The 17,398-nt window shown below is 48.5% G+C and carries 13 protein-coding genes; 7 read left to right on the top strand and 6 right to left on the bottom strand.

All coding sequences use genetic code 11. The annotated features are described in order from the left end of the window. Positions 1-42: 42 nt before the first annotated feature. On the top strand, positions 43-852 hold the full coding sequence (locus tag HB364_RS13935) for a hypothetical protein (RefSeq protein ID WP_167288602.1): 810 nt from the start codon (positions 43-45) through the stop codon (positions 850-852). A gap of 284 nt (positions 853-1,136) precedes the next feature. Here HB364_RS13935 and HB364_RS13930 read toward each other — a convergent pair whose 3' ends face one another. After that, positions 1,137-2,288, bottom strand: a complete 1,152-nt coding sequence (locus HB364_RS13930) for a hypothetical protein (RefSeq protein ID WP_167288600.1) — start codon at positions 2,286-2,288, stop codon at positions 1,137-1,139. A gap of 31 nt (positions 2,289-2,319) precedes the next feature. Between HB364_RS13930 and HB364_RS13925 the strand changes: the two genes are divergently transcribed. Then, positions 2,320-2,706: a hypothetical protein gene (locus HB364_RS13925; protein ID WP_167288598.1), complete on the top strand. Its 387-nt coding sequence runs from the start codon at positions 2,320-2,322 to the stop codon at positions 2,704-2,706. On the opposite strand, the gene HB364_RS13920 is transcribed toward HB364_RS13925, so the two are convergent. Further along, the gene (locus tag HB364_RS13920) at positions 2,703-3,461 is read right to left on the bottom strand and encodes a hypothetical protein (RefSeq protein ID WP_167288596.1); all 759 of its coding nucleotides are present in this window, start codon (positions 3,459-3,461) and stop codon (positions 2,703-2,705) included. The genes HB364_RS13925 and HB364_RS13920 overlap by 4 nt on opposite strands. Positions 3,462-3,851: 390 nt before the next feature. Between HB364_RS13920 and HB364_RS13915 the strand changes: the two genes are divergently transcribed. From HB364_RS13915 to HB364_RS13905, 3 genes are all read left to right on the top strand, one after another. Further along, a complete protein-coding gene (locus HB364_RS13915) occupies positions 3,852-4,532 on the top strand; it encodes a hypothetical protein (RefSeq protein WP_167288594.1) in 681 nt (226 codons plus the stop codon). 12 nt (positions 4,533-4,544) lie between these two features. Then, positions 4,545-5,327, top strand: a complete 783-nt coding sequence (locus tag HB364_RS13910; RefSeq protein WP_167288591.1) for a hypothetical protein — start codon at positions 4,545-4,547, stop codon at positions 5,325-5,327. A gap of 744 nt (positions 5,328-6,071) precedes the next feature. Then, positions 6,072-6,911 (top strand): RteC domain-containing protein, encoded by an 840-nt coding sequence (locus HB364_RS13905; RefSeq protein ID WP_167288586.1) that lies wholly within the window; start codon positions 6,072-6,074, stop codon positions 6,909-6,911. Positions 6,912-6,915: 4 nt separating this feature from the next. Here HB364_RS13905 and HB364_RS13900 read toward each other — a convergent pair whose 3' ends face one another. From HB364_RS13900 to HB364_RS13890, 3 genes are all read right to left on the bottom strand, one after another. Further along, positions 6,916-8,781: a tetratricopeptide repeat-containing sensor histidine kinase gene (locus tag HB364_RS13900; RefSeq protein WP_167288584.1), complete on the bottom strand. Its 1,866-nt coding sequence runs from the start codon at positions 8,779-8,781 to the stop codon at positions 6,916-6,918. Positions 8,782-8,788: 7 nt separating this feature from the next. Next, positions 8,789-9,532 carry a LytR/AlgR family response regulator transcription factor gene (locus HB364_RS13895; protein ID WP_167288582.1) on the bottom strand — a complete coding sequence of 248 codons (744 nt, stop codon included), beginning with the start codon at positions 9,530-9,532 and terminating at the stop codon, positions 8,789-8,791. An 860-nt stretch (positions 9,533-10,392) separates the two neighbouring features. Next, a complete protein-coding gene (locus HB364_RS13890) occupies positions 10,393-11,901 on the bottom strand; it encodes a hypothetical protein (RefSeq protein WP_167288580.1) in 1,509 nt (502 codons plus the stop codon). A 249-nt stretch (positions 11,902-12,150) separates the two neighbouring features. Here HB364_RS13890 and HB364_RS13885 point away from each other — a divergent pair, with 249 nt between their 5' ends. Then, entirely contained in the window at positions 12,151-14,133 is a 1,983-nt protein-coding gene (locus HB364_RS13885; protein WP_167288577.1) for an AAA family ATPase, read from the top strand. Continuing rightward, positions 14,130-15,986, top strand: coding sequence for a UvrD-helicase domain-containing protein (locus HB364_RS13880; RefSeq protein WP_167288575.1), 1,857 nt, complete (start codon positions 14,130-14,132; stop codon positions 15,984-15,986). Before HB364_RS13885 ends, HB364_RS13880 begins: the two co-directional genes overlap by 4 nt. A 533-nt stretch (positions 15,987-16,519) precedes the next feature. On the opposite strand, the gene HB364_RS13875 is transcribed toward HB364_RS13880, so the two are convergent. Then, positions 16,520-17,344 carry a DNA adenine methylase gene (locus tag HB364_RS13875; protein WP_167288573.1) on the bottom strand — a complete coding sequence of 275 codons (825 nt, stop codon included), beginning with the start codon at positions 17,342-17,344 and terminating at the stop codon, positions 16,520-16,522. Positions 17,345-17,398: the final 54 nt, after the last annotated feature.

The following is a 17,398-nucleotide window of genomic DNA, read 5'->3' as shown; positions in this document are numbered from 1 at the left end:
TCAAACAAACAAGGAAACAATCGCCACCTGTAACAGTTCTATATGAATGAAAATTTAAAAACGGCAGACCTGAAGGGGACTACTTTTTTGATCGACATAGCCAAAGATCAATTGCAGCAGGCAGATAATCCCCGTAATATCATCCGGTTATGTGATACACATTACGATGCGTATGAGAATGTGTATCATTTCAATTACAATATGGCCGCCAAGACCATCGATCTGACCAACCGATCCTTGCACCACATCATCCTGCCTGCATTGGGCACCCTAGATCCTGAAGGCATGGCACGTCAGTATGGTAAATCGGTGGAGGAAGTCAGGAGTATGTCCGATGTTTACATTGTCAATAGTGCGGAGGCACTGGACCTGCGAATCGTAAAGGGGCAGCAGCCTTGGCTTTTTCTGCGGGATGTCCCGTTTTTTGTGAACTACCACCTAGGCCGGATAGAGCCCAAGGGCTATCCCTTGGAAGGAATTTATTTTGATGACATTGCGGATTTGATAGATCCTAAAAACCCAGACTACTACTTGATCCCATTTGATCCTGCCCAACGGCAATGCAAAGAAGTAGATTTGAAAGAGATACTGCAGGTTCCAAAAGGTGTATTTCCCATGCGATTTCCCATCCCCGAAATTCTCGATCCTTACGGTTGGGCAAGAGACAATGGCTGGGACATCATGGAAACACTGCGATTTAGGCCGGTTGTCATGGAGTGGCATGCTACTGAAGTTTCCTGGCGATCTTTGGGTATCCATCAGCTCATTAAGGAAAACCGGGCAAGAAGGGATGGCAACCGGCGTACTGTTCCATCCGACAAACCCAATCATCAAAAGCGCAAACCTCGATAAAAAAACAGCCAGGCGGTATGCACCATTCATCTGGATACGGCAAGTTTAACCGCTGAAGTAGTACTCCAAAATATTCCTTTCCTCAAGATAATTCACCAGTCCACGCTTCGGTGGCAAAAGTAGGTTTACCTTTGAAGGGTGATTGGCTCCGATGGCGATTGTGCTTAAAGAATATAGCATAGCGTCTATTACTTTTTCATAATACCCTTGAGTTTATGCGCTCATTTAACAAAACGGAAGAAAAAAAATATAACTGTCACCGGATCGGTGTATTTTTCTGGTCTTCACGCGCCGCCGGGGGCTATGCGCATCAGTCTGCACCACTCTTTATACTGGTGGAGGAGGATGTTTTCCCGCCAACCGTTATAAGCCTCTACCAGTTGCTCAAATGCGCCCGGGTTGCCGGGGCCAAGTCGAATTGCCACTTCCTTGGCCAGTAACCAGTCCTCCCAGGCATCTTTGGAATCAGACCATTCATTATATACCGGCAGGTTATCAAACACCCCTAAAAAGGTACTGACCATTTTGGCCAGCAGGTCATTGTCAAGCGTTTTACCGGCATTTGCCAGGCTTTTGATAATGGACAGGCATGGCGCGGCAAGGTAAGGATTGTCAAGGCTAAATTGTGCGGGTTTAAGATGACGGTAGCAACGTTCAATGATGGCCAGACCAAGGATGCCATTGTCTATAGAAAGGTTCGTTTTGATTTGAAAAGGATAGGGCCGCACAAAATGATCTACGGGGACGTTAAGAGAATAATGATAGGTTATGGCCTCCCCATCTGAGATGAAATCATTTGCACCAAAGATGATGCTATCCTGCCAGGTCCTGTCAGGTTCAGGCATGCGGGTATTGGCGGCGGCCCACAACAGAAGATTGAGCACCTGGTGACCGGGTTGCTCCTGGGTGCCAGATTCGAGACATATCAAAGGATAAAAAGTTTTTTCACCGGCATGGTTGGGCTGGGTGGCGAGAATGATACCTAACAGGTGTTCATTGAATTTTTTCAGATCCATCTCCGGATCCAATGGCCCTAATAGTTGAATGTTCACGGTTGGTTCGCTGGCAATCACACGTGCGGCAATAGTGTTTAGGAACTGAAAAAGGATGCGTTCACTTCGCCCGGTGGGTGAAGGTGGCTGATCAAAAAATGTGACCATAAACAGGCCTTTAACATGGTCGTTGATGGTCAACAGTAAATGCGTTCTGGCAATATCGCTATCCTCCATCGGCAGAAAAAAGCCACGTTCCGATGCTTTATCAACAGGTTTGCCTTCTTCCATTATTTGCGTAGTTAATAATTTCAGGGAGTCCGATATCACTAAAGGTTCAATAGGATCACGTGTTAGCAGGGCCCCCACCCCGGTGATCGCTTCAGTCTGGTCCGGTTGTGTTACTGGAATACTAATTTCACTTGCGTAAATAAATAGTGCCATAATTTATTTCAGTTAATATATTTGTTAGACCATGCAATGGGATAACATTAACCAACCATCTTTCGAATCGGGCTTCCAGCCGTACTTCATGGGGACCTACCTTCTCATCGATGCCGTGTTAAGTGGTGCATCGGAAGTGGCGACCGATGCTCTCCCCTATCCCCATATTCCACCTGTCTATGCTTACAATTACGTACCACTTTGTTTAACCATTTCCGTCTTTGGCGCGGTGAAAGCAATGTGGCCAACTATTACCACATCGGAACGGCTGCAATCAACCATCAGACGGTTGGTTTACCACCAAACAATTCCTTATTTACAAGGACAACGCCAGGGTTGGTACGCTTGCCCTGTTAAAACAAAAACGGTCACTGCAGAACTAATTACCTATCTCATATCCCGGCAGCCTTCCCGCTAAAGCCTGATAGTCGCTGGCCATTTCACCTGCCCGGATTTAAATGTTTTGCTTTGATGATTATACCCTACCTGTTTGCCGGGACCCTCATTGGTTCGATCGAAAAAATTCCACTTGGCATATTTCATGGGTGATGGTAGATCGCTGAATATATACCACTGCGAAAGTACCTGCATCGCTTTGGCTCGGGCGAGTAAACCAACATCATTTTGATAGTGGAGGGTTGGCAGATAGATGTCATAAATAATGTAGTCCTCACAAAACATAAAATCACTGCGGGTGGTATCGACCCCTAAAATAATGCGATACATGGCCCTCACTTTTTCATGGGGGTCGACAGCCTGCCTGGGAAATTGATGGCGGCGACATTGAAATGACGCCAGCTGTTGCCAGGCCAACAGGGAATGGCGCAGTAAACCGGTTTGGTTATGAATAATCCTGATGTCGATGGTATTGAAATAAGCCAGGCTGTCCCCGACCACAAAATCGAACATGAGCAGTGACCAGGCATCGGCCAACATCTTGATTTGTTCATAACTGCAATTGTCGGCCCGGAGTTCAAAGTTGATATCGAATGCGTTGATGCGATAACGGCAATCCTCGCCGATCAATGTTTGGAGAAGTTGACATTTCTGGTCAATGGTCATGGCGGTATCGTGTAGGAAGACATCCTTGACGGGGGCAATAATCGGCATGGATTTTTCCTTTTGGGATGCACCCGCCAAACAAAGGCTGATAGCAAGGAAGAGAGGGCTCATATAAATTATTAGAGTGAAAAATAAAAAGTACCCCTGGCCAACAAACTATTTTTTTCAAAAGGGGAAATATTTTTCCACAGGACAATTTGCAACAACACGAAACATTGAACAGTAGCCAATTACAGCGATTTACAAAAAACTATATTGCCGCAAAACGGGAGGTTTGGTTGGATAACAAACGTACTAAAAAACATCCTACCTGCCTCTAACAAACGAAAGAAAATATTTTTCAACTTTTTGACGAAATCATTGGGTTAAAATCGCGGGTCGTTCGTTTTATAAGTTAGAACAAGTGATATTGACACATTGACACTGGTAGCCGCTGCTGATGATACCATGAAGGGGTGATCGGGTCAGCAGGGCTACCATTTTGTTACCTCAATCCATGCCATGATAAATATTTCTCCGGTGGTTATCCTGACGAGCTACGCACAGCGGGCGGTGGTGAGTTTGCTCGAAGAGTTCGCCAGTTTCCATGGTCAGGACCTGGAGGTGATCTTCGCACGCAAGTGGTTGGCTAAATGTCTGGGGTACGCCGATCTGAACACGGTCTATTTACAAATGGGAGACAGGGCGCCTGCCATGATCAGGGCAGCGGAAGTCTGTTTATTACAATATATCATGGATGGTCGCAGCGGTTCCCATCCCTTGTTGCTGGGTGCCACGCCGCTGTTACCGGCTAATGAGAAATACCGAAAGATGATGGCCAGGGTCAGGCCTTTTGTCCTTCATTTGGAAGTGGACGAAGAAACGGCATTGACAGAATTAAAACAACGCAGGATGGCCGATCTGGCCAGCATCGGTAGGCCACATCCACATTTTGGTGCTTGGGACAACAACCGGATCACCTGTCCATGTAAGGCCGGATATGAGTTACTCGATGACTATTCGGCGCTCCATCGTATTCGGGAGGAAATGTTCCAACTCAATAAAAAGGGATACCACAGCTGCCAGGTAGTGGTAGATGCCTGGCCCACACTTCAGGATCCGGCGCATCGTGGCATCATCAAAAATACCATAGCCGGACAACTAAAAATTTCCACGCGCGTCCTCCAAGGGACGGTACACTAAACAAATACAATTATGCGCCAACACTTTTCCTGTTACCTGTTTATGTTCATACTTTGGTCCTGCCTGAATCCCCAGGACAATCCAAATGGTGGAGCTCGCCAACACCAGGAGCGATCGGCTCCAAATCTTCGAAACCATACGGTATATGAAAGAGGCAAAATCGTGGCTGGGGCCATTGGGGAAAATATCCTTGCGATTCCGCACACCGAACCAGGAGATGGAGGAATGCACCTGACCTGGATGATCGCCCGAAAAAAAACAGATATGATTTACGACATGTCTAAAGCAGCATTTCATTTATTAGCCCTTGATTATATCGGTGATGACAGCCTGCAATATTACCCGAGCTATATGCTTGATTTTACAGATGGCCTGGGTAAACGCTGGCCAGGCATTGACCCGTTTATACTCGAGTTGGATCCGAAGTTGTCACCGGAAGCCACTAAGCGCTATCAATTGCCGGTCTATCCCCTGACCTGGGATCAGAAGCTCAGGGTCTTTCTAACCTCATTTGCCCAGGATAACGGTTTAGGCCGATTTTATGATCGTGGTGATACCCTGGAGGTGGTGATGATGATGGATTCTGTTTTCTATGGTACGCCCGTGTGGTTGCCGCAAAGAAGCGCCCGATGGCATGCGCTGGTGGACCACTGGGTGTTAAATAAAACGAACAAAGATTTTAAGGGGGTAAGGTATGCTGTATCCTCTAGGGATAATTCTTACACCTCTTACAGCGAGGCTTACGCCTGCCATCCCGAACTGCGTGGAAAAGTGGCCCTTCATCCACTGCCTTGAGCAATATTGGAACTACTAAAAAAAGGTGGTTAATTATTTGTCGGCATGCAAATGGAGCATCAATATTACAGGTGTCTGTCCCGGCGTCAGCGAGTGCGGGTGTGGACGAAGGTCGCTGGGAATTATGCCATGGCAAGGGTAATATCCTGTTGGGTGCCTGTCAATTACTACACCCCTATGCGTTGGGAGCGAAAAACCCTGCAATGGGATTTAGGGAAGCAGGGAAGCAGGGATGATTTTGCGAAGTTTATTAGTGGCCTGACCCGTTGTGGTCGACAGGAATTTTTGGCCGCTTACGCGGAATATGTTAGATTTCTGCGCTTAAAATAGCCCTGGTGAGGCCCCACCCCTATTCGATTAACTTATATCGGAGAATTTTTCATCTCCGAGTGAAGCGGCATCGTGATGTAAGGTTTAATGTTTTTAATGGGAAATATCACCTGCCGTTTGGAGAAGCCTGATGGCTTCTCCATTTTTTTGCGCATGATCCCCCGCGCAAAAATTCCCGATTTAACTACGATTATTTTTTTCCTGCTACGATTGTCCCCGCCGGGTAGCCGTCCATCCCAAATTAATATTTTTTTTGCGCCCCGAAAGCAGCCGCTATCCTGAATTGCAGACCATATCGGTTGATTTTGCCTGGTTTACTAAATGGGAAAACGTGTGGGTTGCACCGGTAATTTTGATACTGTGATCACACCCGCTTTTTTTATTCCAATCATCACTAAACCCACACGAGTACCCATGATCAATCAATATGTTGGCGAGCTGCTGGAGCGTTTGCTGCTCGGCCTTGAACAGATCAATATCACCGATAATGAATTGCCGGCCATGATGGAGTGCGCCCGTCTGGCGGCGGGGGCAGTCAAGGAGCTGGATGACAGGCTCTTGGATTATACCTTCACCGACAAGGCTGAAGAAATTCATTTTTTCAAGCAACGCAAACCACAGGTCGATGGCAGGCTACTGTATTACCTGCGGCTATTGACCATTCTACAATTGGCCCCCATCTCCGATCTCCAGGAGCGGCGCAACTACTTTAAGACGCATTTGGTGGCCATCGAGCAGTTCTACCGGGAGCATGCGGAATTGCACATGTATTACCGATTAAATTTCTCTCACCTGGACGAATATTATTTCACCCGTGGCGGCGATGGGGACTGGCCGGTCTTTGATGGTATGTTGCTATTCGTGGATGGACGTTTTCATAGCCGCAAAAGCAATTTGTTCGCTCATTTTTTCGCCTACGGTCTGGTAACAGAATTCCTCAATTACCAGTTGGAGCAGGCATTCTGGGATCCTGCCAGGAGCAGGGACGATCAGTTGATCTGGACCGGCTCACAAGCTGAGCTGGTGGAGTTGATTTATGCGCTTAATGAGGTGGCGGCTTTTAATGATAAAACGCAGGACATTAAAAAATTGTCCGAATACCTGGGCCGGGTATTTCATATCAAGATATCCAACATCTACGCCACCCATGAAGATAACCGGATGCGGAAAAAAAACAGGACGCCATTTCTTGAAAAACTGCGCAAGTTTTTAAACGATAAATATGATTACGATGATGAGCATGCGCTGGGATGACTGGTCACTTACCCAGTGGGCTGAGCCGGTAGGGAATCACAAGTTCCACGATCACGCCACTTTGGTCTGCTGCTTGTTTGTCGGTAATGGTCAGGGAGGCAGGTGTGCCGGTTTGTTTCTGCAGTAGGGCCAGTCGGTCGCGGGTATTATGGGTTGACAGGGAGGGCCGCTGAGACCTGGGGTTGCGTTGGCCGAGTCCTGGCCCGTTATCCTCGATCCGGCAATGGATCGCCTGGCCGTGTTTGGTGATGTGAATTTGAATGATCCCCCCGGAAGGCAGGGTGCCGATGCCATGATGGAAGGCGTTTTCGACAAATGGTTGTATCACCATGGGCGGCACAAATATGACATCCTCGGCATAATCCGGATAGAGGTCCAGCGCATAGCTAAATGCACCATCCAGGTTAAGTTGTTGGAGGTGCAGATAACTTTCCAGCGCTTCTATTTCATCGGTAAGCGGCACAAATCCCTTGCGGGTATTGACTAAAATGACCCGCAGCAGGCGCGAGAATTGCAGGAGGTATGCCAGGGATTTTTCTATTTGGCGGGCGTGGACAAGGGCTTGCAATTGGGAAAGTGCATTGAAAATAAAATGCGGCTCCATTTGGGTACGTAACAACCTTTGTTCGAGTTGAAATTCGGAGAGCTGCCGTTGGGTGCGCTGGCGTCGGAATAACAGGATGGCGATCGCGGCCCCCATGATTACGGCCAGGCTCAGGCCGATAATGATGATAACCCTTTTTTGGCTGGTGGCCTGGGTGGCGGCTTGTATGAGGGCAAGGCGTTGGATTTGTTCATCTTTGAGTTGAACACCCATCCTGGTCTCGAGTTCAAACAATTTGGTTTTCAGGGCCACGCTGTCGCGGATTTTGACATTGTTGAGCGCCTGATGGGCATAGGCATAGGCGCTGCGGAAATTCCCCTGCTGTGCCTGCAGTTCGCTCACTTCCATGGTAAAGTCATCCACCTGATCGAAGTCCTGTAATTTGCGGGCGCGAGCGATGGCCGAATCATAATAGGGGATCGCCCTTTCCCGTTGGCCCATTCTGACCAGCAGTCTGGCCATGTTATAATAGGCTTCATCATGCACCCACCCTACGGTATGAAACAGGTCAAAGGCTCTGCGCATATCCCTCATGGCGGCAGCATAAAGGCCCATCTTCACTTTTACGTTGGCAAGGTTACAAAGGTTGATAGCTTGTAGCTGCAGGTTATCTTTCGGGGTGAGGTTGACTACCTGCTGAAAGGTGATCATGGCGCTATCAGGCTTCCCCACCCGTTCATGCACAACGGCAAGGTAAGATAGCAGCAGGACCTTTTGGGCGGGGACAGGGTCCAGCGACAGGCCTTCATCGATAAATTTTCTGAGGCTGGCATGTTCGCCAATGGTCATGTACATATCACAGAGATAGGCAATGGCACTTAGGCGCTTTTCGGCGCCCAGGTTTCTGGAGTACTGGTAGGCTTTGATGGCGGCGGCCAGGGCGCTGTCCCTTTTTTTCTCCATCCGGTAGAGGGTCGCATAACCCATAGCATTAACAAAACCCACTGAGTCTTTCTGGGAAGTGGTGGTGTCAAGCTGGTGCAGGGAAGTCAGGTATAGGCGCGCTGAATCCGGCAGCCCGGTAATAGCCAGCACATAACCTTTATACCCGCGATGATAGGCGGTCATTTCCGGATGGTCGCGCATAGATAATGTGATGAGTGTATCCAAATGCTTGAGCAACAACGGGGCCTGATCGTAGCCCTTGATCAGGCCGATGCGCGTTTTTACCTGCTGATAAAGTGAGTCAGTGAGAGTATTGGCCGAAGGTGTGGATGGCTGACAGGCGATGGCTGCCCCCAGCAGAAAGCAACAGAGGTGTTTCATAAGGGAATTATTTATATTTTCCGGTCAAATAGGCTACCAGGCTATCTTTTCGCCTGGCTGCTACCGGCAGTTGTATGCCATTTTGCAGTACGATAGAGCCGGGGGGCCGGTAGTGGTCTACGAAACGGATGTTCACCAGGTAGGAGGCATGTATGCGCACGAACTGAGTGCCGTCCAGCAGATCTTCGAAGTCCTTGATGGTTTTGTGGGTAGGCACGGCTCCTGCACCATGGAGATGAAAGGTGGTATCGGTCCCACTTTCGAGGTACATTATTTGGTCGATATCCACGATTTTTAAAATGGCACCACTGCGCAAGGCCATGCGGCGCGTGCGTTCAGGTTGCAGGTAATGTTGGTGCATCAACTCCAGTTGTGCGGTTCCTGGTCCGGGAGTTTGCACTTTGCACAAAGCGGCAGCGAATTCCAGTTCATCAATTGGTTTAAGGAGGTAGTCCATGGCGCCAAATTTGATCGCTTTAATCGCGTATTCCTGGAAGCCGGTGGCAAAGATGACCTGAAAGGGAAAAGGATGCAGTTGTTTGAGGATATCAAAGGCGGTGCCATCACCCAATTCAATGTCCAGGATCACCAGTTGTGGATCGCTGGCGGCGATCAACAGGACAGCTTCCCGTACACTGGAGGCGGTGCCGATATAACTGAACCCCTCCTGCCGTTCAAGCAGGTTTTTTAAACGGGCCGCTGGAGCTGGTTGGTCCTCTACCACGATTACTCTAACATTCTGATATGCCATAAGTTTGGATGAATAAATACCAAGAAGGAATTGTGGTGACACCATTACAGGGTGGCCGCCGGCAATTATATCTATACTGTCAGTTCCCATTCAGGGATGCTGGATAGCATGCGGATGCGGGCAATAGTTTCGGGTCCTCACAAATTGCATCTGGTGGGTGTTTCGCCTGTCGGTGGCTGCATGTTCTAATCCTAAATACCGATAATGACTATCCGAAATATAAGCAAAAAAGTATAATTGAAGTGTAATATTTGTTGGCAGTATTTAAGGCTGGACAACTTTAAGGAAGGGACGCATTGGGTGATAGGAATGTAAAAAAAGACCCCGCGTACCTCAGCGGGGTCTTAAGCCAAATAACAAAAGGCCTAAATAAACAGTGTTATCCGTACGCTGAGAAACTCAGCCGTTATTGCGTGGGACGCGAGTCGTTCTAAAAACAGGCATACCACATATGATAATGAGGCTTCCCACGTTGATACGAGCAGATGGATGCTGGCTCTATCGCAACAACATGGTGGTAAGCTACAGCAACAATGCAAGATGACCAATAATATTCGTGCAGCGTTGTTACATTTCCGTTAGTGCGCATATAACACCGAAAGCCCTGGCTAAAAAACCAAGGCTTTGCCTGCTGTAAAAGGTTTACAGCGGGGAAGGCGTAAAAGAAATTATAAACCAAACACTACGGTGACCATGTAACCTTAACCAACGATAATATCATAATTACTTCCAGCCGCTGTAGGGTGGAAAGGAAAGGCACCGGCAAAAACGCCGCCGATGCCCTTGATAGAAAACCACCTGATGGGAGCTTTGAATGCTCACCTTATCCATGTGCCATATGAAAATCCTTACACGGCCGATTAGGGTTTATATTGAATCATGTAAAGTGTACTAACATCATCGTCATCATACCCATTTAGGGTACCGATTACGTAAAGCATACCGTTGATTTCAAATACGTCCTTTGGATAATCAATATATAGGTCTTGATTGTTATCGTGTTCTATAAAGCAGTCCCACCGCAGTTGGCCATTACCGTCTATGAAGGCAAAAAATCCATCCGTAAAAGCGGAGTAACGGGACATACCTATGTTGCCTGCAATTAAATATCCGCCCGTCTTAACAGGTTGCAGCCCCAGCGGATACATTCGAGAAGGAAAACCAAAAAAAGAATTTTGGTAGAGGAACTCCCAGTGCGGATTGCCGCTGGCGGCGTCTAACTCAAATAGCCAGGCACTTTGCGCGATCGCTCCTTTTGATTGGCTATATCCTAAAACCACTGGGTTACCGGCAGTGGAGGTGATGATGGAGACGGGTGCGTCCGGTTTAATCCCGCCAAATTTTTGCTGGCTGACCATCATATTATTGTCGAAGCGGTGCAGGAAAATATCCGATGGGCTGCCGGCATCGTTGATATCGGTCGGCATATGCGTGACTGCAACAAATCCGTTGCTGCCCACATCAGTTGTGCCGGTAAGGTTGGCCCTGGCAAAAATGGGATCTAATGGAACAATCGTATTGGGTTGGGTGTGGTCCCCGTTCATGTCGATATGGTGATCCACCAGAAAATATTTAGTATCCACGCCGGCGATCGGTTTATCCCAGCTTTTCGTGGTGAGAATTATGGTGTTGTTGGGGCCGGGCCGTAGGCGGACAAATTCATTATGATACAATTGCGTAAATGCTTTATCCCAAATAGGGTCGACATCCGCTTGGGTCTTCATCAAAAAGGTTTTATCGCCCGTGGGTGTATGGTGAGTGGTGGCCACCAGCAGCCCGTCAGGGAGGGCCATCAGGTAGTCCGGTGTGGTGTGGGCCTGATCTCGATAATAATGCTTGTGCCATATCAGATCACCCTGGTAATTGAGTAGTAGCAATTCGGGCCATCGTTTATCCGTAGCAGAATCTTGGGCCAGGATATAAAATCCAAGTCCAGGCACTTGTTCAATCTGTTTGATGTGTTGTATCTGGGTAGGGTGGTCTTCCTCCCAGAGCTTGGTAATGCTGCGTGTATTGACTATAACAACCTGGCTGTAAATTGTTCCCTTCTTTGTTGTCACAAATGCGCGAAAATATATAGGCCTCCCCTGGAGCAGCCCGGTAATCAGGGTATCCATGTCTGTGCGGTCCGCAAACGTGATGAATTGGCTGTATTTGGTAGGATCCTCGCGAACATGATCCCAGCAGACGCCTGCCTCCAGGACTTGCGAATCGGCCAGGTTGTGAATACTGACTTTGATACGAAGCTGATTATAACCGATGAGGGTGGTGCTGTCTATCACGATGTGTTTTGACCAATCATAGGCGCCGTCCTTTTTGCAGCAAAAAATGCAGAGCAATAGCAGCGACAAGGTTAAGTATTTGATCATATGGTAATGGTTATGATGCCATCGCGTTGCAAGCCTGTTAGGATTCACAGGCGCGCGGCGGCATTGTAAAGAACGGATACAGGTTTTACTCAACCACGCAAAAGAAAAACTATATTTAAAATAAAGTTGATGTTTCAGGGGTACTTTTTCAAACGGGTACTTACAGTAGCGGCAGGTTGCAGAAATATTTAATTAAATTGCCTGATACCTTTATTGTGACAATGTTTGGAGAACACCAAAATTAATTGAATGAAAATAGTCTCACTGACGATTGCCAACTACCGATCCTTTGGCCCCCAGCAGCAGACCTTGCGGTTTGATCATAAACTCAATTGTTTTATTGGTATGAACAGCGCTGGTAAGACGGCTGGGCTGGAGGCGCTAAAAAAACTCTTTGGCGATACAACGGATCGCAGGGTTAGCAAGGAGGATTTTCATGTTGCCCATGACGAAGATCCGGCCACCCTTCCTGCTAAAAAGCTGCAGATAGAGGCCAAAATTAAGTTTGAGGAAAAGGATCTTGGCTCCGCTGATTTCTTTTCCGATATGGTGGTCCCGGCACCGGGTGAAGATCCTTACATCCGGATTCGGCTCGAAGCTGACTTTGAGCCCTCCGTCACGGATATGATGGGGGTGATTGATGCCAGGCTATTTATTATCCAGGTGGCGGAGGGGGAACAAGAGGATGAGTTGGCAAAAAAGGAATTCCCGCGCTTCATGCATCAGCTTTTCCAGGTGGTGTATGTGCCGGCACTGCGAAAGACCACTGACCAGTTGCGGTATGCATCCGGGTCGATGTTGCATCGGTTGCTCAGGACGGTGGAATATAGTGATGCATTCAAGCAGGAGTACAAGGAGGCAGTGGAGGCGGTCAATGATTTATTTTCAGGCTTACCGGGCATTGGGGCCATTCAGGAATCTCTACAGGGTTTATGGTCGCGCTTTCATAAGGACAGCCGGTACCGCGATGCGGCGATGAGTTTTGGTACTGGTGAAATCGATGAAATTCTCAGAAAACTGGAAATCAGTTTTACACCGGCTCCTGGCCAGGATCGCAAGTTCGGGGTTGACAACCTGGGAGATGGCTATCGTTCTCTTTTTTATATCACCCTGGTCTGCACGGTCCTTGAAATGGAGGACAAACTCGCCCCCGATACTGATATCGAAGGAGACATCAGGCCGCTGCTCACATTGCTGGCCGTGGAGGAACCTGAAAATCATATTGCGCCCCAAATTCTGGGGCGCGTAATTAATATCCTGATGGAGATTGCCGGCAACAACAATACACAGGTGTTTTTGACCTCCCATACCCCGGCCATTGTAAAAAGGCTGGATCCGGAGATGATTTTTCATTTCCAGTTAACTACGGAACTGTCCACGGAGGTCAACCGGATAGAGTTGCCCGATCGGCAAGACGATGCGTATAAATATGTCAAGGAGGCGGTCCAGAATTTTCCGGAAATTTATTTTGCACGCCTGGTCCTCATTGGCGAGGGGGACAGTGAGGAGGTGGTGTTTAACCATTTGACAAAGTTGTTGAAAAAGGATTTGGATGACAACTTCATCACCTTCGCTCCGCTCGGCCATCGTTTTGTTGCCCATATCTGGAAGCTGCTGGCAAAAATAAATATCCCTCACATTACACTGCTGGACCTGGATTTGGGACGGCCTGGCGGTGGCTGGGGAAGGGTGCAATATGCATTGCGGGAGTTGATTGCAGCGGGTGGGGACCGATCGGCGTTACTGGCAATCACGGACGGTGAATTGTCGGAGGCAGAGTTTAACGATATGCATAACTGGAGCTATAGAAACATGAGGTTAATTAAATCCTGGATGGCAAGGCTGGAGGACTACAACGTCTATTTTTCTTACCCACTTGATCTGGATTTTTTGATGCTGGTGGCCTACGAGGGTTGGTATACTGCTAAATGGTCCTATCCAGATGGCGGAGGCCCCAGGATCCCAGACCAGGAGGCTGCGCAACAGCATTATGAAAAATACCTACAGGCTGCCATCGATGCTACGCTCAAGGTCGAAAATGCAGGAGGCGAATATTACACTGATGAGGAAAAGGCGCTGATGATCTGGTACAAATATCATTTCCTTGGAAGAGGTAAGCCAGTCACCCACTTGCAGGTGCTGTCCAGGATAAGGGATGGGGTCTTAAAGACGATGTTGCCCCAGGTGTTCACCGATATTTTTAAAAAAATGGATCAACTGTTACGGTCATGAAAAAGATAGCGCCACAGGAATGGGTGCCGGCAGATGGACTGCATTTGGAAGATAATGCGAGGGAGGCGGTCACAGCCCCTGGCCATGTGCTGGTGGTGGCAGGTCCAGGTTCGGGTAAAACAGAGCTCCTAGCGCAAAAGGCGGGATTCCTGTTGCAGACAGGCGCTTGTCCTTATCCGCGAAGGATCCTTGCCCTTAGTTTCAAAAGGGATGCGGCGGCCAACATCCGTGAGCGGGTCAAAAAACGGTGTGGCCAGGAATTGAGCAAGCGTTTTGATGCGTTTACCTTTGACGGCTTTGCCAAACAACTCTTGGACCGTTTCCGCTTAGGTATCCCCACCCCCTACCAGCCGGCGGCGGGTTATGCGATCATGGGGCGTCCTCGGGTAGAAATCGCGGAGGCTTTCCGCGCAGTGGACAACCATTATTTTCAAACTAATACCCATGATTACAATACGTACCTGACCAGTGTGCCCCTCCCCTACGATGTAACACAACCGGCCATGGCTGTAATGCGGGCAGCGTGGCTGCGGCTCAGTGGGGCGCAAAAACCAATGCTGAGTTTTGCGATGATCATGCGGCTGGCAGAATACATGATGGTGGCCAACCCGAAGGTGAAAGCACACCTGCAACAAACTTATTCCCATGTCTTTTTGGACGAGTTCCAGGACACGACTTTTGTACAGTATGATTTTTTAAAAACCGGTTTCGCTGGCAGTTATACCTACTATACCGCAGTGGGAGACGATAAGCAGACGATTATGGGATGGGCCGGGGCAATGACCGATATTTTTAGCGTGTTTGAAAAGGATACGCAGGCGAAGCGGATACCCTTGCGCACCAATTTCAGGTCGGCGCCGCGCCTGGTGGCATTTCAAAATCACTTGGTAAAGGAGCTGCTCCATAAAACAGATTTTGCCGTTCCTTCCGAGCGCTGGAAACCGGACCAGGGAGAGGCGCGTATGTGCTTTTTTGCCAGCCAGTCAGAAGAGATGGGTTACTTGCTAAAACAGGTCCAGGGCTGGTTAGAACAGGGGCTGGTGCCGCGCGACATCTGCATCCTGGTCAAACAGTTACCTGAGAATTATACAAAGGATTTAATTGGCCTGCTTGCCGCCAGTGGCATCAAGGCCAGGGATGAAAGCAGTCTGCAGGATCTGCTCACTGAGGAGGTAACGATTTTTATGACGGCTATCCTGCGGGTGATATTTTCTGGCAAGTTCGGTCCAGAAAGTGAGCAGGCATTTCATTTCCTGGCTGGAATCAATGCCAGCCTGGAGGATAGCGCGCTGGTGCGTTTAAAGCGCCAGTACCTGGCGTTTTGCAAGAAAATGCAGGCCCAATATAGTGCGGCAACGCTAACCCCCGAATCCATCCTGAGCGTGTTTAAGCAGATCCTCCAGTTTGCTGGAGTCGCCAGGATAAAGAGCACCTACCCTCAATACGCGCAGGGCAGCTGGCTGAAGGAACTGCTCAATACACTGTTACACTATTTGCGGGATCGGTTTAGCGAATCAGGCAGCATGCTGGTAGCGCTCGATACCCTGATTGGGGCTGATACCATTCCGGTGATGACCACCCATAAAAGCAAGGGGCTGGAGTATCACACGGTGATTTTTATCGGGCTGGAGGACGCGGCATTCTGGACCTATCACGACAATGCAGTGCAGGATAACAACCTGGTCTTTGTTGCCTTGTCCAGGGCCAGGGAGCGGGTGTTATTCACCTTTTGCGAAAAAAGGAGTTTCGACTCCCGAAAGCAAAAATCAGATAACATCCAGGTCATCCACGATATTATCATGGGTTTTAATGATACGGTGGTCGTGGATTTCAGGGGCAGTGCAAAAACATAGCACCATAGTAATGACCAATAACCGCGAGGGGCGACCTGGAAAAGTCACCCCTCTTTTTTTCTGCTATTTAATTGCTAATAGCAAGCATTATTGCTTGCTCCGATAACAACTTAGAACGTTTTGAACGATGAATTAACCATGTTTACTGGAGCTGTTGCAGGAATTTAGGATCTGGTGGCTTCCCGAGCGGACCGCCCAAAATATAGAGGGGCAGCCTGGACAGGCCACCCCTTTTTTGCTAATCGATTCCATCAACCAAGCTAACCAGCTTGATCCGATGAAAAAACTATAACGTTTGAGTCGAAAGCATAACCACCAAGACGTATTATTTTAATGGAGGGAGGTTGTCAGTTGTAAATTGGGAACTCGCTCAAGTTCCAGATGGGTTTCGTGGCAGGAGGCCAAATAGCGATGAGCATAAAAAAAGCCCGGAACCAGATGGTTCCAGGCTCATGGGCAGGCCCATACTTGCTTGGCGTAGCACTTGCAGGGTTGCTCTCCAGCAGAGCCCCGCTCCACTTCGGCCAAGATCTTTAGAAGTCGTCAAAGAGTACCAGTTGGGGCGCCTGAGGTTCGAGGATGTAGTTGGCGGTGAGCACTTCAGTTTTGGGCTTGCCTTTTCCGCTTTTAATATTGATGGAGACAGTTTGCTCAATGGTCTGCTGGTGCCAGCCATATCGGCTAACGAAGGCAGCCAGCACCGAGGAAGGATAGCTGCTAAGCAAAAACTTCCCTTCAATGGATGCCAGCGTCTCCAGTAGTTCGTAAAAGTCTCTTTTCGTATAGCCCTTATAGTGACCCATATCACTGTTGTAATAAGGAGGATCGCAATAAAAAAATGAATCGACAGTGTCCCTGCTGCGGATAATATAGAGGGCATCTTTGGATTCAAGTTGAACCTGTTCCAACCGGGTAGCATAGAGCCGGGTAAATTCATCTCGGCTGTGCATGATCTTTTTTGTGGTTACGTTAAATTCCAAATCAAATCCCCAGTTGCCATCCAGCCGGGCAGCAAAAGATTGGGAGGCCAGCACCCAGACGGCCCAGGCGCGTTGGACAGGGCTGAATAGCTCAGGGTTCAGGTAGATGACCCATGCGTGGATATGTTGGCGGCGATGATGAAGGGTATCGTTGATCAGGCTAATGAGTCCATCGTAGTTGTGTTTGACCACATGATAGAAGTTGATGAGTTCACCATTGCTGTCGTTAATCACTTCCACCTCCGAGGGCCGTTTGATCCAGAAAACGGCGCCGCCACCAACGAAGGGCTCCCCGTATAGCTGGTGCGGCGGGATGAGGGTATTGATAAGGGGTGCGAGTTTCTGCTTTCCACCATAATAAGTCAGGAGGCTTTTCATACCAAATCATTTATGATGTTAAAAAATTTGGTGGGCGCTTGGAAGTGTGGGTGG

The sequence above is a fragment of the Paraflavitalea devenefica genome (assembly GCF_011759375.1).
In the GTDB taxonomy this organism is placed as follows: Bacteria; Bacteroidota; Bacteroidia; order Chitinophagales; family Chitinophagaceae; genus Paraflavitalea; species Paraflavitalea devenefica.
This window is presented reverse-complemented; position numbering and strand designations above follow the sequence as displayed.

Excerpts from the sequence above, each read along its gene's own strand:
- HB364_RS13890 (WP_167288580.1), bottom strand. The coding sequence starts at position 11,901 with ATGATCAAATACTTAACCTTGTCGCTGCTATTGCTCTGCATTTTTTGC.
- HB364_RS13895 (WP_167288582.1), bottom strand. The coding sequence starts at position 9,532 with ATGGCATATCAGAATGTTAGAGTAATCGTGGTAGAGGACCAACCAGCT.
- HB364_RS13920 (WP_167288596.1), bottom strand. The coding sequence starts at position 3,461 with ATGAGCCCTCTCTTCCTTGCTATCAGCCTTTGTTTGGCGGGTGCATCC.
- HB364_RS13885 (WP_167288577.1), top strand. The coding sequence starts at position 12,151 with ATGAAAATAGTCTCACTGACGATTGCCAACTACCGATCCTTTGGCCCC.
- HB364_RS13910 (WP_167288591.1), top strand. The coding sequence starts at position 4,545 with ATGCGCCAACACTTTTCCTGTTACCTGTTTATGTTCATACTTTGGTCC.
- HB364_RS13905 (WP_167288586.1), top strand. The coding sequence starts at position 6,072 with ATGATCAATCAATATGTTGGCGAGCTGCTGGAGCGTTTGCTGCTCGGC.
- HB364_RS13935 (WP_167288602.1), top strand. The coding sequence starts at position 43 with ATGAATGAAAATTTAAAAACGGCAGACCTGAAGGGGACTACTTTTTTG.
- HB364_RS13880 (WP_167288575.1), top strand. The coding sequence starts at position 14,130 with ATGAAAAAGATAGCGCCACAGGAATGGGTGCCGGCAGATGGACTGCAT.
- HB364_RS13930 (WP_167288600.1), bottom strand. The coding sequence starts at position 2,288 with ATGGCACTATTTATTTACGCAAGTGAAATTAGTATTCCAGTAACACAA.
- HB364_RS13875 (WP_167288573.1), bottom strand. The coding sequence starts at position 17,344 with ATGAAAAGCCTCCTGACTTATTATGGTGGAAAGCAGAAACTCGCACCC.
- HB364_RS13915 (WP_167288594.1), top strand. The coding sequence starts at position 3,852 with ATGATAAATATTTCTCCGGTGGTTATCCTGACGAGCTACGCACAGCGG.
- HB364_RS13900 (WP_167288584.1), bottom strand. The coding sequence starts at position 8,781 with ATGAAACACCTCTGTTGCTTTCTGCTGGGGGCAGCCATCGCCTGTCAG.
- HB364_RS13925 (WP_167288598.1), top strand. The coding sequence starts at position 2,320 with ATGCAATGGGATAACATTAACCAACCATCTTTCGAATCGGGCTTCCAG.